This is a genomic window from Paraburkholderia ultramafica (assembly GCF_902859915.1).
GTDB classification, from domain to species: domain Bacteria; phylum Pseudomonadota; class Gammaproteobacteria; order Burkholderiales; family Burkholderiaceae; genus Paraburkholderia; species Paraburkholderia ultramafica.
In genome coordinates, this window is the sequence record NZ_CADIKK010000002.1 from 359963 (window position 1) to 375619 (window position 15657).

10 protein-coding genes and 1 pseudogene are annotated in these 15657 nt (G+C 58.9%); 7 read left to right on the plus strand and 4 right to left on the minus strand.

All coding sequences use genetic code 11. The annotated features are described in order from the left end of the window. The first annotated feature begins 1 nt into the window (after position 1). Both HV744_RS03710 and HV744_RS03715 read left to right on the plus strand, forming a co-directional pair. Complete coding sequence (locus HV744_RS03710) at positions 2 to 2155, plus strand: ATP-binding protein (RefSeq protein ID WP_175148185.1); 2154 nt, start codon at positions 2 to 4, stop codon at positions 2153 to 2155. Then, the gene (locus tag HV744_RS03715) at positions 2152 to 5895 is read left to right on the plus strand and encodes a phage tail protein (protein ID WP_175148186.1); all 3744 of its coding nucleotides are present in this window, start codon (positions 2152 to 2154) and stop codon (positions 5893 to 5895) included. Before HV744_RS03710 ends, HV744_RS03715 begins: the two co-directional genes overlap by 4 nt. A 208-nt stretch (positions 5896 to 6103) precedes the next feature. Here the strand turns inward: HV744_RS03715 and HV744_RS03720 are convergent, their stop codons facing one another. From HV744_RS03720 to HV744_RS03735, 4 genes are all read right to left on the minus strand, one after another. Next, positions 6104 to 6760, minus strand: a complete 657-nt coding sequence (locus HV744_RS03720) for a sigma-54 factor interaction domain-containing protein (protein ID WP_175148187.1) — start codon at positions 6758 to 6760, stop codon at positions 6104 to 6106. A gap of 166 nt (positions 6761 to 6926) precedes the next feature. After that, positions 6927 to 8150 (minus strand): ISL3 family transposase, encoded by a 1224-nt coding sequence (locus HV744_RS03725; protein ID WP_175148216.1) that lies wholly within the window; start codon positions 8148 to 8150, stop codon positions 6927 to 6929. Positions 8151 to 8728: 578 nt separating this feature from the next. Then, positions 8729 to 9751 carry a sigma 54-interacting transcriptional regulator gene (locus HV744_RS03730; RefSeq protein WP_175148188.1) on the minus strand — a complete coding sequence of 341 codons (1023 nt, stop codon included), beginning with the start codon at positions 9749 to 9751 and terminating at the stop codon, positions 8729 to 8731. A 735-nt stretch (positions 9752 to 10486) separates the two neighbouring features. Beyond that, entirely contained in the window at positions 10487 to 12028 is a 1542-nt protein-coding gene (locus HV744_RS03735; protein ID WP_175148189.1) for a metallophosphoesterase family protein, read from the minus strand. 105 nt (positions 12029 to 12133) lie between these two features. On the opposite strand from HV744_RS03735, the gene HV744_RS37960 reads away from it, so the two are divergent. The 5 genes and pseudogenes from HV744_RS37960 to HV744_RS03755 form a co-directional block, all read left to right on the plus strand. Beyond that, complete coding sequence (locus HV744_RS37960) at positions 12134 to 12268, plus strand: hypothetical protein (protein WP_281363625.1); 135 nt, start codon at positions 12134 to 12136, stop codon at positions 12266 to 12268. A 620-nt stretch (positions 12269 to 12888) separates the two neighbouring features. Then, positions 12889 to 13134: a ribonuclease T2 family protein gene (locus HV744_RS36760; RefSeq protein WP_217469085.1), complete on the plus strand. Its 246-nt coding sequence runs from the start codon at positions 12889 to 12891 to the stop codon at positions 13132 to 13134. A 904-nt stretch (positions 13135 to 14038) separates the two neighbouring features. After that, positions 14039 to 14725, plus strand: a complete 687-nt coding sequence (locus HV744_RS03745; RefSeq protein ID WP_175148190.1) for a hypothetical protein — start codon at positions 14039 to 14041, stop codon at positions 14723 to 14725. Positions 14726 to 14939: 214 nt separating this feature from the next. After that, positions 14940 to 15264: pseudogene (locus tag HV744_RS03750) on the plus strand (transposase); the annotation flags it as partial. 87 nt (positions 15265 to 15351) lie between these two features. Beyond that, positions 15352 to 15657: IS110 family transposase (locus HV744_RS03755; protein WP_175148191.1), on the plus strand; the 306-nt coding region annotated here is incomplete at its 3' end.

The following is a 15657-nucleotide window of genomic DNA, read 5'->3' on the forward strand; positions in this document are numbered from 1 at the left end:
CATGCCCGAGATCCGTGCGCTTGCCGTCACCCATCTTCAGCTCCGGCTGCGGGGCATCCATTGCCTGCTACACAAAGCCGTGCAGGCACAGATCGCCCGCGCCGTCCGCCTTGAGCGCCAGGACCTCACGCCGCATTGTATTGCCGTGGACGAGGTGCAATACCTTCTCGAGGACACCGCGCAGCTACTGGAGGAGCCCTTGGACACCAATCCTCTTGATGACGCCGAGCATGCAGCTGTCGAGCAGGGTATGGCGGGCGAGGCGGCGCTTCGAGAAGACGCGCGGCGCGCCGGTCTGCTGCTGCCGTTTGACGGCCTGTGCCGATATCTCGATCTCTCGGCGTTCGAAGAATTCGCCATCCTGCTGTGCGCCGCACCGGAACTGGATCGCGCCTATGAGCGCATCTACGCCTTCCTGCTCGACGATATTGGCCGCCGTGCCCCCTGCGTCGAGCTGCTTGCGACACTCGGCGGCCATGGGATCGCGGAGCGCATCGCCTGTCGCCACGTGCTGTCGCGTTTCGGCAAATTGCGTCGCTCCGGCGCACTGCTGGCCCGCGGCGACGCGGCGACCGAATTGCGCCAGGAACTGCGTCTCGCCGACGGACTGTTCGATCACCTAACTGGCGACGGCAGCGATCTCGCGGCGCTGTGCCGCGATACCATGCTCCCGGTGGTCCCCACTTTGATGCCGGACGGCGCGCATACCCTGGACCTTCGGATCGCTCGACTGGCTTCGGCACTGCAAGGAGGCAGCTTGCGCGCGGTCGGCATTTGGGGGCCACGCCAGAGTGCCAGGGAAGACGCGGCACATTCCCTCGCCGCCGCGCTCGGTCTGCGCTTGCGTCGGTGGGCACCGCCCGCCGGTGACGATGGCCGCGACATTCTCCCCGGTCTGCGCGACGCGCTACAGGAGGCCAATACCGGCGGTGGGCTACTCTGCATCGTGGCGGAAAGTTTCGCCGATCCGCAACACCGTGATATCGCGGCCGCCGTAACCGCGGAGCTCGCGCGGATCGAGAGTCCCGTCGTGCTGACCGGCACGCAGGCCTGGCGCCCGGCTGGGCTGCTCGCCTTCGCGAGTTATGCCGAGGTTGAACTCGAGGCACCCAACCTCTCCGCCCGCCGTGCCATGTGGCGGGAGGAAATGCCGGAGCTTGAGGCGGCCGAGGCAGAGGAGATGGCGTCGCGGTTGAGCCTGGGCCGGGACGATGTCCGCGCTTCCATTCGCATGGCACGCAGCGAGGCTGGAATCGGCTGTGAACCGTCCGGGTTCGCACACCTGCAGCGTGCGGCCGCAGCACTGTCCGCTAGCCGCTGTCGCCAGTTTGCGTCGCTGATCCGTCCCAAGCGTGGTCCCGACGATCTGATCCTTCCGCCCGCCTTGCATCGCCAGGTGCTGGAGATTGGCCAGTTCTTCCGCGCCTGGCCGGTGGTCGCCGAAACCTGGGGCTTCGGGCGGCTCACCACTGGCGAGGGCGGGATCAAGGCACTGTTCACCGGCGATTCCGGCACCGGCAAGACGCTCGCCGCTGAGGTCATAGCGGGCACGCTGCAGATGCCGCTACTGCGGGTCGAACTGTCGCGCGTTGTCTCGAAGTGGGTAGGCGAAACCGAGAAAAACCTCGATGCCACCTTTGCGGAGGCCGAGGATAGTCAGGCCGTGCTGTTGTTCGACGAGGCCGATGCGCTGTTCGGCAAGCGCGGCAACGTCGAATCTGGTGTTGACCGCTATGCCAATCTGGAGGTGAGCTACCTATTGCAGCGCCTCGACGACTATGGGGGGCTGGTCATCCTCGCCAGCAATCTGAAGGACAATATCGACGTCGCCTTCGCCCGCCGCTTTCAGGCCATCCTGCATTTTCCCAGACCGAACCAGAGCGAGCGCCGTCGCATCTGGCAGATGGCCTTCCCGCGCGAGGCACCGGTCGATCCGTCACTCGATCTCGATGCGCTGTCAAACCTCGACCTGACCGGCGCCGGCATCGTAGGCGCGGCGCGCAACGCTGCGCTGCTCGCGGCGCACGAGGGCGTCGCCGAGATCGGCAAGCCGCATATCGTCCGGGCCATCGCCCGCCAGTACCGGCGCGAGGCGCGCCTGCTAACACCGGTTGATCTCGGCCCGTATGCAAACCTGTTGCAGGACCACCGATGACCCCGCTGCCATCCAAAGCGGCCGAGACGACGCCGCAACCGAAGCCGGCCTGGCGGCCTCGGCCGCCGGTTGCGACCCGCCCACCGGAGCGCACCGGCACCGGGGCTCCGAGGCCAGCGGTAAGTAATTCGGCGGCCCTGGCGCTGGCGCGCACACAGCCGCGGGGGGGATTGCCGGCTGGCGCGGTGCGTCGCCCCGCACCGCCCCCCGGCACCAGCAACGCCGCCGCGGTCGCTGCTGTCGCCGGCCAAAGCGCGGCCGACGCCGGAGTGACCGTGCAGGCGACCGGGAAGGCTGGGCCTACCGGGCGAACCCATGAGAATCTCGGGACTCCTGCACATGGTCATGCCATCGCGGCTCATGCGGCACATACCGCCAGGCATGCTGCCGGTGGGCATGCTGCTGATGGCGATGTTGGGGCGCGCGGAGCTTCCGCCGTTCCTCACGCTGCGCACGGCCATGTGGCTCGGCATGCGGTTGGGCCCGGGCAAACGCCTGCGCCTGCCCTTGGACCGGTCGCGCAAGCGGGCGGCGACAAAGGCGAGCATGGGGCTGCCCCGGCCGGCGCCGCACATGATCCAGCTTTCCAGCAACTCGTCGGCCGCGTGCATGGCGCCGCCGCCGGACAGCGCAAGCATGCCCCTTCTTCGGCCAAGGCCGCCCAGGCCCAGGCGGCCGCGGTCAGCCCGCCTGGTGAGACGCAGGGTCTCGCCGCGGACAAGCACGTGCAGGAGATGGACGCGCAGAAGCCGCGCGCCTTCAACCGCGCGGCGTTCAAGGCCGCGCTGCTCGCGAGGATCGCCGCGACCGCGCCAAAAACCCTGGGTGATGCCGCCAGGTTCAAGGAGGAGGGCAAGCTCGGCGCCGCGAAGGCCGAATTGCATGGCACGGTGGACGACGGCAAGAAAGAGGCAGCGGGACCGATCGCCGACGCCGCCGCCAAAGCGCCGGACCAGAGCGGCATTCCAGCCAAGCCTGTCTCCCCGCTGGCAGGCCCGGAACCATCGCCGCCGCCACCGGATGTGGGCGCCGGGCAGGCGGCGCCGAAGCCCCGCCCGGAATCCGAGGTGTCCCTGAAGTCGGGCCCGGCGGCGCTGGATCAGCAGATGAGCGCGGCCGGCGTCAATGACGAGCAGTTGAAAAAATCGAATGAACCGGCCTTCCAGTCGGCGCTGGGCGCCAAACAGGAGGTGGCGGTGCAGTCCGCCGTGGCCCCGGACAAGCTGCGCGTAGATGAGAAGACGACGCTCGCTGCGGCGCGCGGCGGCATGGGCGCGGTCGCCCACGCCAATCTTGGCGCCATGCACGGCGCCCGCGGCAAGGGCCTTTCCGCATCGCAGGCGCTACAGATCGCGACCAAGGCTGCGGACGAGGCGAAACGGGCCGAGGTTTCGGCGCATATTCTCGGCATCTACGACAAGGCGAAGGTCGCGGTCGAGGCGCGGCTAAAGCGGCTCGACGAGGAAGTCGACAAGACTTTCGATGCGGGCGCGACAGCGGCGCAGAAGGCGTTCGAAGATTACGTCGACAAGCGGATGACCGATTACAAGGTCAACCGCTACCTGCTCACTACCGGCGGCTCTCTTCTGTGGGCGAAAGATCAGATCCTGAACCTGCCCGACGAAGTGAATGCGTTCTACGAAGGAGGGCGCAAGCTTTACATCGACCAGATGGACGGTGTGCTCGATGGCGTGGCCGCGACCGTCGAGACCGGGCTCGCGGAAACCAAGGCCATAATCAGCGGCGCGCGGACGGAGATCGCGTCCTATGTTGCGGGACTCGATCCGGCGTTGCAGGAGGTCGGGCATAAGGCCGCCACCGACATCGGGAAGAAACTTGACGAACTGGACCAGAGCGTCACCGACAAGCAGAACGATTTGATCGAAAACATTACGCGGAAATATAACGACGCGTTGCAGAAAGTGGACGATCGCATTGGCGAGATGAAGGCCGCCAACAAGGGCCTTCTTGATCAGGCGAAGGAAGCCGTGGCGGGCGTCATCCAGACGATCCTCAATCTCAAGAACATGCTGCTCGGCGTGCTCGCGCGTGCCGCAAACGCGATCGACCTCGTGATCAAGGATCCGATCAAGTTCCTGGGCAATCTCGTGTCGGCGGTGGGGCTGGGCGTCAAGAACTTCGCCTCCCGCATCGGCGAGCATCTGAAGCAGGGCTTCATGGAGTGGCTGTTCGGCGCGGTGGCGCAGGCTGGCATCCAGTTGCCGAAGACTTTCGACATGAAGGGCATCGTGACCCTGGTATTGCAGGTGCTGGGGCTCACCTACGCCAGCTTCCGTGCCCGCGCGGTTGAGCTCCTGGGCGAGAAGGTGGTGAGCGCGCTGGAGACCGCGGCGGAAATCTTCAAAAAGCTGATCGCCGAGGGGCCGGCTGGGGTGTGGGAGTGGATCAAGGAGAAGCTGGGCGACCTGAAGGCGCTGGTGATCGATAAGATCAAGGAGTTCATCATCCAGCGGGTGATTGTCGCCGGCGTCACCTGGCTGATCGGCCTCTTGAACCCCGCCTCGGCTTTCGTCAAGGCGTGCAAGGCAATCTACGACATCATCATGTTCTTCGTCGAACGCGGCAGCCAGATCCTCGCGCTGGTGAACGCAGTGATTGATAGCGTCACCGCAATCGCCATGGGCCAACTCGGAGGTGCCGCCACGATGGTGGAGACCGCGCTCGCCAGAGCGATTCCCGTGGTGATCGGGTTCCTTGCGAGCCTGCTTGGGGTGGGCGGGATCAGCGAGAAGATCAAATCGACGATTGAAACCATCCGCCGGCCCTTCGCTACGGCGCGGGACTGGGTGATCAATTTGGCGGTGAAAGCGGTGAAAGCCGCGGGCAAGTTCGTTGCGGGGTTGTTCGGTGGGAAGGAGAAAGTCAAAGGAAAAGAGCTGTACGAAGACGATCCGGAGAAATCGGCGAAGGTCAGGGCCGGGCTTGCAGCGCTGGACACCGCCGAGAAAGCGCACGAGAAGAACGGCAAAATTTCTCGCAAGGATGCAGAGTCGGTTGCCAAAGAAGCCAAAGGCAAGCATCCCATCTTCAAGTCGATCATCGTTGTCGACGGTGGAAAACGGTGGGACTACAAGTATTCAGCAAGCCCTGAGGAGATCCATGCAGGAGGGGAAATGGACGAAGGCGAGGTGCTCAGTCCCGCCAACATTTGGGAAGAAGTGATTGCCAATGTACAGTCCAAATCGGACGCCAAAACACACTTGGACGAAACAAGTGTAAGACACGGTATGCAGCAGCTCGAGAAAATCTTCTCGACAGAAAACGTGCCGTCGTCTCAAGCGAATGAGGCTCTAAGGATCATCGGCCAGCTTGCGGACCAAGCTTTGACTGAAACAACCGGTGATAAGATCAGCGCGCGCATGCGCAGCGTTTCTGGTGTCGCTAACGCGGCTCTGAGGGCTGGCGGGTCGGGGACGATCATCAATGCACATCATATTCAACAGGTATCGAAGAACGTGGGCACATTCCCCGAAACGAAGAAGGAGCGAACCTATATTCCTGTGAAATACAAGAAGGCAATCGAAAAGTGGGTAAACGATCTTAGAAACAAGGGTCTCAGTGCAGAGGACATAAACGCAAAAAAAGCAGAACTCGTCAAAGTATTGCGCGACCAGCTCTTTGATGACAAACATGCCAATCTCGACCAGCCACTGCAGGAAGTTGAGATGGTTATTACAACGGCCACTGCGCACAGTGCCGCGCATAAGAAGATCGAATAGAGAACGAGAAAAGAGGTGGAGGGAGAGAGCGAGTGTGGCTGAGCACTCTCTTGGACGGCATGCGGCGGCGACTTTTTAGAAGCACCGCATCGCGTCAATCAGATCTGCGTTGTAACTTGTGGCGGCCCATCTCACTCACGCTGCCTGTCGTAGCGTGTCACACTCGTGATGCCGAAAAACGTTCATAGCCGCTTTTCGCTTGTTCGCTCTATTCGGAACATTGGGCCGGGCATAATGGGTCCTCGTGCGTTGGTTGCGAAAGATTCGAGAAAAAAAGGATTTCCTCGCGCCCGTCAGCGAGAACGGGGAACTCGACCATGTTCAACCGCAAACGGGAGAGCAACTCCCTGAAAAATGGCTTTTCACCGAGCCCGCGGGCCGTCTCGGCGCTAGTCGCCGCGATTATCCGCACATTGGCGCGTTGGATGCGGGTGCCGCCGAGCGGGCGGTACTCTTTTTCCTGCAGCAAACGCAGGAGTTTGACCTGCATGCCGAGGGGCAATTGAGCGACCTCGTCGAGGAACATGACGCCGCCTTCCGCCTCGGCGATTAGCCCGGCGCCTTGCACCCGCGCGCTCGTAAATGCGCCACCGCCATGACCAAACAGTGCCGTTTCGATCAGGTCTTTCGGTGTTTTTGCGCAATTGAGTTGAACAAAGGCGCAGTCGGCGCGTTGGCTGCGTTGATGAAGGTAATGGGCGCAAAGCTCCTTGCCGACGCTAGACGGACCGGTAATCAGAACCTCCACATCAAGCGCTGCTACGCGATCGAGGATGTCGAGCACGTCGTTGTTTTTTACGCTTACCACGTTTGACGGAGAGAATTTGGGAAGCGCAATGGATCTGGCAAGAAGCATCTGGGTCATTGTGCACTCCTGCGGAACCCAAGGCAACGAACGAGAAGGTGTGTCTGAACTGACAATGGCTGTTTGCCCTGTGCTCTCCTCGGCGCCAAAGGGAGGGCAGGAAAGATCTGGTTCAGAAGGGGTATCAACAAATAGGCTCTTTTAAAAGTGGAGTGGGTAATGCGGCTCACGAGGCATGCGGATTGAAGGCCGAGAAGTCGAGCTTGCCGGCGATTAGGAACGACACAGTTCGCATGGTTTTGAAGCTGGCATATCCCCGCGCCTTGCGCTTGGCCGCTTGAAACAGGCCGTTAATGGCTTCAATGAAACCATTGGTCTGGCGCGTCTGGGCCCAGGCGACGATGCCGGCGAAATGCCGAAGGATCATGCGTGCGACGTCCTTCATGGGTTCGACCTTGGAACGCATGACGCCGGTGCACCAGCGACGCAACATCTTGGAGACGACGTGGATTTGCTTGCGATCGAGAATCTCGCGCAGCTGCTCGCGGTACATCCAGGCACGGGCCGTGCGGTTGGTGGTGTACTGGCTGATCAGCGCCTCGAGATCGGTCAGTTGCGCGAGGTTCAGCTTGTCAGCATCCTTGAGCAACGACCAGCGCATGCCCTTCAGTGCGGGGTCCGTCTTCTGCTGCGCGCGGCGCACGCCATCGAGCGCTTTGGACGCGTGCGCCACGATATGAAACTTGTCGAACGTCACGCGTGCCTCGGGCAGATGCTCGTCCACGCCCTTGATGAAGGCGGGCGACATGTCGATGCTGACCGATTGGATCTGCGCAGGCGTTGCGTTGTGTTCCTCCAGATGCCTGGCAAAGCGTTCGACGACGCCGGCATCCTTGCCCGGCGTGACGAAGACCACTCGCCGCTGATCCATGTCGGCGACCAGCGAGACATAGTCGTGGCCCCGTCGGCACGAGGTTTCGTCAATGGCCACTGCGCTCACGTCGGACAGGTCAGTCGCGGCCACGGCCAGGTCGACATAGCGGTCGCAAATGGCCTTCACGCGATGCCACGACAGGTTCACCAGACGCGCCACCGCCGCAAATGTCATCTCCCGGCACAGTGTCAGCACGAGCGCTTCAAACAGCAGCGTAAAGCCATCCAGATTGCCCATCCATTCAGGCTCCATGAGCCGCACCGAGCCGTCCGGCAGGCGCACACGCGGCACGCGCACCTCCAGATAACAGTCGAACTGGAAGAAATTCAGGTGGCGCAACCGTTTGATAACCGTGTCGTGCACCGGGTGCTCGCCAGGCACGCCGGGGTAGGCAAACCGGCTGCCCGCGACAAAGTCCACGGCAATAGTCAGTTCCGTGCCGAAATCGATACCTTGCACATACCACGGCGCCTTGATTCCCAAGGCGGCTTCAAACAGCTGAGTTTGGTTCGTCATAGTTCGCTTAGTCTTGCAGTGCTGATTGCCGCATTCTGCCGCAACCAGCACTGCACCAGCTTATCTACACGACGCGCGTCAAGCGTTCGCTTCGCCGGGCTTGCGCCCGCGCTTGACCCGGCAGTCCACCCACTCGAGATTCGAAAGAAGCAACAAATATTTCCGTTTCCGGCTCGGCGTTGCGCGGTTCTATAAGATTTCCGTTGAGTTTATCCAGAACTTCATTATCCGTGGCGCTCGCTGGGGATAGCGGAGAGGCTTTGGAAAGCGCTGTGTTTGAATGAAGGAGCTCACTCACAGTGCACTCCTGCGGCGGAACCTCTGGCTCGGGGGCGGGGGGAGGGCGGAAAAGAATCCATTCCGAAGGGAAAGCGCAGCCGCGACCATGGCACCACCTGTTCAATTTTTCCAGAAGCACTTCGCGCCGCGTACGCTTTTTCTTCTTGTTTTCCGCTTGGGCAAAACTGATCTGGGTCGGTGGCCTTGGTTTCATGTGGTCTTCTGTATCGCGGGGTAGTATTCCGGGAACGCTTTACCCTGTTCGAACGGTTGGCTCAGTTGAACAAATCTGCGTTTCCTTAAGACGGTGGCGTTTTGTGTTCGGACGAATTCTGACATCCGGTCAGGCCATGCTTGCGCATGAGCTCGAAGAACGCTCGTCTTGCCTTGCCGCTTGCGCGAGCGGCGGCGGCGATGTTTCCGTCGCAACGGCGGAGGGCGCTCTCCAGATAAACCCGCTCGAACAGGCAAATCACTTCGCGTTTCACGGTCTTGAGATCACCGGACTCAACCAGCAGGGTCAACGGAAGCAACTCGTCCGGCTCATCCGCGCGCTCCAGCGGCAGGTCGAAAATCTCGACTGTCCGGGCCAGTTGCATGCATGTCAGATATTTGACGCAGTTTTCAAGTTCGCGAACATTGCCGGGCCAAGAATAGCTACGCAGCTTTTCCAGCGCACAGTTGCTGAACGTCACCGGAGCGAGGCCATAAGCCTTCGCGTAGCGAATTGCAAAAGCGGCCAGAAGCAGCGGGATATCTTCGGGACGCTCGACCAGCGCCGGGACATCAATCGGTACCACTCGTAGGCGATAATAAAGGTCCTGACGGAAGCGCTTCTCCCGCACCGCGCCGACGAGGTCGGCGTTGGTGGCCGCGACAATCCTCAAGTCAGCGTGCCGCAGCCGGGTCTCACCAAGCCGACGGTACTCCTTCTCCTGAATAAAACGCAGCAATTTCGCCTGGGCATCTAAAGGCAAAGAATCTACCTCGTCCAGGAACAAGGTGCCGCCCTCGGCCTCAGCAATCAAGCCGGCGCTTTGTAGTCGCGCTCCCGTAAATGCGCCACCAATATGACCGAACAACTCGTTCTCGATCAATTCCCGAGGGAGCCCGCCACAATTGACGGCAACGAAGGCGTTTCCGGCCCGCGGACTGCGTTGATGAACATAGTTGGCGTAAAGCTCCTTTCCTACGCCGGTCGGCCCGGTGATCAGGATCTCGGCATCAATCGGCGCGACAAGATCAAGTGTCTCCATCACCTGCCGATGCGCGGCGCTCGCACCAATCAGGCGAGGTTCTTCGCGAAAGTCCGGTTGATCCATTGCAATATCCAGGCGAGGCGATTCTACTCAGGCGGCTTCCACACAGCTACGTCGCGAGGCACCTGTCTTCGACTTGCCCGTATAAGTCGATCGAAACTTCAGTTCATCTTTGGCCCCATCCAGCGACAGTCTCGTGCGCTAAGATTGAACAACTGAGCGCTTCCTCGCCGCGGCCATTTCGGGACAGTACTTCGGCAAATCTCGACTGGGACTCCACAGACACCATAGCTTATTTGACAGTTACCGCTGAGGGCATGTTGTCCTACCCTCACTCGTTCATTAAAGACGAGATTAAGCTGAATGCAAGCATTCCGGAGGAGTCACGAAAAATTCACGGCCGTCATCTTTGGAAACGCGCACCAAAACCGACGCTCCCAAAAAAAGTGGAGTTTCCGCTGTGGCCCTCGCCACATGGAGCTATAGAAAGCGAGCCAAGTCCTTCTGTACCTCCTTAATGCGTGTGCCATATAGGCCCCAAGTATGACCGCCAGGTCGCCATCGATCACCGCGCGCCGCACCCGGAAAAGCGATTTCCATCAAATGGCGTCCAGCGCGTTTTCTGGTGCTTGTACATGAGCGCATTGATCACCTGCCACGCTGGATGTTTTTGCGAGATTCGATAATGATGCAATGAACACACCGCGCTCCGAAATATCGAACCTCATGCTTCGTATTGCACCGTAGACCGAAGACTTCTCAATTGTCCACGCGTCACGTCGTGTCCGGTCTCTTTCGTCATAGCGGATTCTCTCGGGGGTACCGCGCGAATATGTAGGCTTGTGTCTCATGTCCGTCGTCCCAAAACATCCTTGCCTGGATCAACGTCGGGCCATAATAGGAGAAGCGCACACGAAATTCCGGATCGTCAGAGCGGTTGCAGACATAAACCTTTAGGAAGTACCGCGGACTGGCCGACCATTCGACTCTCGCCGGTGGTACGTAATCTGGATGCGGTTGACCCTCGATCCAAACGCTGGCCTCATACCCTTGTGCCGGGTCCAATGAGGGGAAGACCTCAATCGCTGGAAAGTTCCGGCGGGCCTCGGCGATGGCATGTGACCTTAGATCGTCGTAGCGAGCATCAGATGCGTCACGGTCACGAGTTGGATGAGCCGATTTCGTGGCTTTGGTGGTTGCAGTTAGCAGCCGATCATCAAGCCGCAGCGTTTTCCAATACCACTCTGGCCCTGGCAATTTATTTCCTTCCTCGTCGAAGCATACCAAGCCACGCGTTTCAACGTGGATACGCGCTTGACCAGCGTCAGGGTGCCACTTGATGCTAATAACGTTATATGTGTTTCGTGAACTGGGTGCTCTGGGAAGCTCCTCACTTCCCGCAGATCCGCCGGCGACCAAAACGAGAGGTTGTACCGGATCAGTGGTCCAAGCACAAACAGCATCGTAGCTAAATGTGTGGGGATTATGCTTATGTCCGTGCAACACGATATGAAAACCGTACTGCTTTAGTGTACCCAGCAGTAGGTCAGAATTCAGAATTGCATCGTAGCCCCGGTCGGGTTCCGCGAGTGCCGGTAGTACGACTGGATGATGATGAATTAGCGCAATTTTGATCGCCGCGTGCCTCTGTACCTTAGGAATTGTCTTCAGTTGACTGGCTAGTTCGGCGATTGCCTGCTCGTCGACCTGACCTCGGCGCTCATCCAGAGTGTCCTTCCGAACATAGGCACTTGAATTGATCTCAGCCACTATTAGGCCTTGGTCTGATTGATCGATAATACGAGAGAGCTTGTGCGGGCAACGAGGGTCAAAGAACTGACTGTCAGCTCCATTCGCTTTCGCTCGCTTAGCGTCATGATCTTGATAAAAGAGACAGTATTTACTCCAACGGTCCTCTACGGCAGCCTCCGCGTACTTGAGATCGTGATTACCCGGGACCATGAAAATGTCTTGTGGCCCAAGGGTGTAACCGAAGATCGTGGCGTTACAAAAACTTTCGAGGAATGACCGCGCCTCCTGGAACTCAGGCTCCACGCACCGTTCGTTAAAGTCACCGGTGATGGCTAGTACGACGCGCGGAACCGTCGGCTCGGCACCCGCCTCCGATGAAATCGCGAGATCAACCGCGGAAGGATTCGAGGGAGCGAATGCAGAAGGAAGCGCGAATTGGCCGTCTCTTATGTCCGCAAGCAACGACTCAGCAAGCTTCGGTCGGCTTCTCGGATCTCCGCCGCTAGGCGCATTGAACGAATGCCTCGCGCCGAAATGAAGATCACTGAGGTGTATCAGAGTAATTTGCTCCCAGCGAGAACCGTTCATTTGATCACCTTCCGACCGATTGCCGTAAATGAACCAACGGAGTAAAGAAGTTCACTATCAGAGACGGCGGGCCTTCTTTTCGAGCAACCCCTACGGGGATTAGGCATGCCGAAACAGCAGGCGCACTTCCTGGCCGCACCTTCATTCGAATGTCTGGCGATGCGCGCCTGTGGCGGCTTGCGAGAGTTCCACGATTCAAGCATCATCCCGGCCGGTCCGGCATTTGAAATTTATGATTGACTGTCAGAGCCAGCTGTGAAGAACATGCGGCCGTCAAGACAGTGAAGGAGCTCACCGACACTGTGAAGGCGCCATTTCCGACGGCCTTGAGGAAAGTCCGGCGGGCGAGAGATACATCGCAAGCCATCTGCGCCTCCACGTACGGTGGTCAGATCCTTACGGGTGTGCTTACATGAATCAGATCTTCGTTCGAAGAGAAGTGCTTCGACGTGTTAAAAAACGGTCCGGAACTTGTTGCTTTAAAAATGAACGTCGGGACTACCTAACGCGGCCTCGCGCGGACTGCATATAGTCTATGAACTGGCATTACCAAATTCAAGGAGCAACTACTGACCGGTATACGGCTTTCGAGGTAGTTCGAGAAGCGGTGAGGTCGCGAACCGGATAAACGTGGTCAGCCCGGGAATCACGTGTTCTTGACAGTACTGTCAGCTCGACTATAAACACGATATCAAGAACGAGCAATCGTGACTTGGGTTCACCAAAAAAAAGCCGATCGAGTTCAGTTCGAAGAGCGACCAATTGCCGCCTCGGCAACAAGATGAAATTCGATGATGCGCGATAACTACAAGATTTCGGTCAGCGAAACTCGGCGGGCAACCTGGCTACAGGAGCGGCAGATGAACACCATCGCACGGATTCTGATTGTTTTGCTTGTTTTATTTTCCCCTCATGTTGCTGAGGCGAAGAAATCGCATGATCAAGGCAATGCGCCAGCGCAACGGAACGTCCCGGGAAAGTTTGACTATTACGTGCTGTCCCTGAGCTGGTCTCCGGATTATTGCAGCGGAAATGCACAAGACACGCAACAGTGCGGTCCCACAAAGCGATTTGGGTTTGTGCCGCATGGACTTTGGCCACAATAACAGACAGGTTATCGGCAGAATTGCTCAAGCGTAGCGTTGCCTGGCTCGGTGAAGCAGGATTTCGCAGGGCTCTACCCGAGCGATAAGCTCTTTGATCACGAGTGGCCCAAACATGGAACGCGCTCAGGCTTGTCTCCGGCAGACTATCTCACGTTATCGAAACAGTTAAAGGACGGTGTTTCGATTCCTGAGCGCTATCAGGCCCCGAGCGATCCATTCAGGGCAACGGTTAGCGAACTTCAACGTGATTTCACACAGTCGAATCCCTCGATACCCGTAGACGCAATCATGATGATCTGCTCTGGGTCGGGCAGATTCCTGCAAGAAATTCACCTATGCTTCAACAAAGATGGCCAGGCAACCAGTTGCGGATCGGACGTTCAGAAGCAGATGCGGTCGTCGTGCCGACAGCCAAACTTCCTCGTGAAGAGCGTTGGTTAGAAAGTTCTGAAATTTAGAGAAGTCGAGGCGTATGATGCGATGTGCGCCGTAACAGCGTTCCGACAGGCAGAAAGTCTCTCGGTATAGTTCAATCAGCTCAAGGAAGTCTGGGCGATCTAGCGCCTGCATCTCACCAAGGCTTGTGAGCGTCCGGTATCTTGGGGGCGCCATCATGATAGCTGAGCAGACGAAGGTGCAATCGCAGGCCGGCGAGCGGTCGCTTGCGGGCCTGCGTGAAACTGCGTGAGGAGCGGATATGGGCGCGAATACCGTCTTACGGACCAGCTCTGGAAGTTTTGCCGCTGGGTTTGGAGCGGTTCTCCACTCACATCGAAGGTCGAACATTGCCCGACGCGTCATGCTTGCGGCAGCGGGAAGCGTCTTAGTCTTCTCCGTACCCGCTTTTTCTCAAACCCATCCGCAATGCCCTCCGGTACCCAACCTCGAAGTGAGTTCCAACTCAGTGGATACCAAGGCCGCGCTCGATGCAGTCAGTAAAAGGCTTGCGAGTATCGGACTTGGGATCAACGTACGCACAACACGCGACAACATTCTCAAGGATAATCCTCGCGCCGATCAGCTTGTGATCGTGCTAACTATGGCGAACATGTTGTGCGAGATGGTATGGTCGGACACCACATTGAGCGGAGCAGAGAAGGCCGCCCGTTTTCAGTCCATGATGCAAGACGTTTATTCTCGCGCTCTGGGTCCCGAACCGGTCGCGAGAACAGATAAGCCTCCACATAGTCGGCGAGACGGGCAAGCGGATTTGCTTGCCTTGGCTTCGGCTAATGCATCGAAGGTTATACGGGTGTCGGAGACTGTGTCGGGCAATGTGCCACCAGAAGCGCAGACTGGGTTCCTGCGCGATCCTCCATTTTATGTAAATGACTTTAACAAATACTTTGTAATCGTGGGTTCCGCGAGAACACGAACTGACGGGCTTCGATTGATGAGTGATCTAAAGTCGAAAGCGCCGCAATACGATTTCGCCCTGTATGAGCCATATGGAGACAACCCGAACTACGGCGTGATGATGGCGAGTTGGGTATCGCGCGATGATGCTATCGAAGCGCTACGGCTTGCGCGACGCGATGTGGCTCCCGATGCATATCTCTGGGCCTGTCGCGGCTCGGGGCAAAGCTGTTAATGTCCGCCTCATAAGCGTTGGCTCTTGTAGCTCCAGTGGTTCATGCCGGGTGCCGTAGGACGTGGTCGAGCATTCCAGATCGAGGGATGGCACGTTCGGCTTATAAGCTTTAACAAGATGATTTCTTGGGGCCGTTAAGGAAGGGCTGCAAAAGTCGCGCCGTTGACAAGCGGGCGAACTATCCCGGGTAGGAGAGATGTCCGGGAGAGGGTCGATGGCGCAACTCGGTCTTGGTCTGGATCTGACGAAAAAAAATGGACGCACAAGCGGGAGTTTCCCGAATAGATAGGCCCGTGCCGTGGTCAAGGCTGATTGCGCCGATTGAGCCGCACTACCCAATATAGGGTAAAACGGGGCGACCGCCATTCCCGATCGCGACGATGCTAAGAATTCACTTCATGCAACAGTGGTTCGGTCTGTCAGACCCGGCGATGGAAGAAGCGCTGTGCGACGTGCCGCTATACCGCGAGTTCGTGGGACTGGACGGCGGCATGACGCGTTTGCCTGATGAGAGCACCATTCTGCGGGTTTCGCGGCTCTGATGTGATGGACGACTCCCGCTACGCAGCGAGAGGTTTATGCCAGAGTGGAGCGGTCGTGACGTCCACGGCAAAGGAGCGTTCATCATGAAGATAGCGACTGTTGGACTGGATCTGGCCAAGAGCGTGCTGCAGGTTCACGCAGTGGATTCGCAAGGCCACGTTGTTGTGCGCAAACAGCTCAGACGCGCGGATGTACTTCGGTATTTCGCGACGCTTGAACCGTGTGTGATTGGCATGGAAGCGTGCGGTTCGTCGCACTACTGGGGCCGGGAACTCGCGAAGCTCGGACACACCGTTCGACTGATCGCCCCGCAGTTCGTCCGGCCTTACGTAAAGAGCAACAAGACCGACGCGGCCGACGCTGAAGCGATCTGCGAGGCGATACAGCGA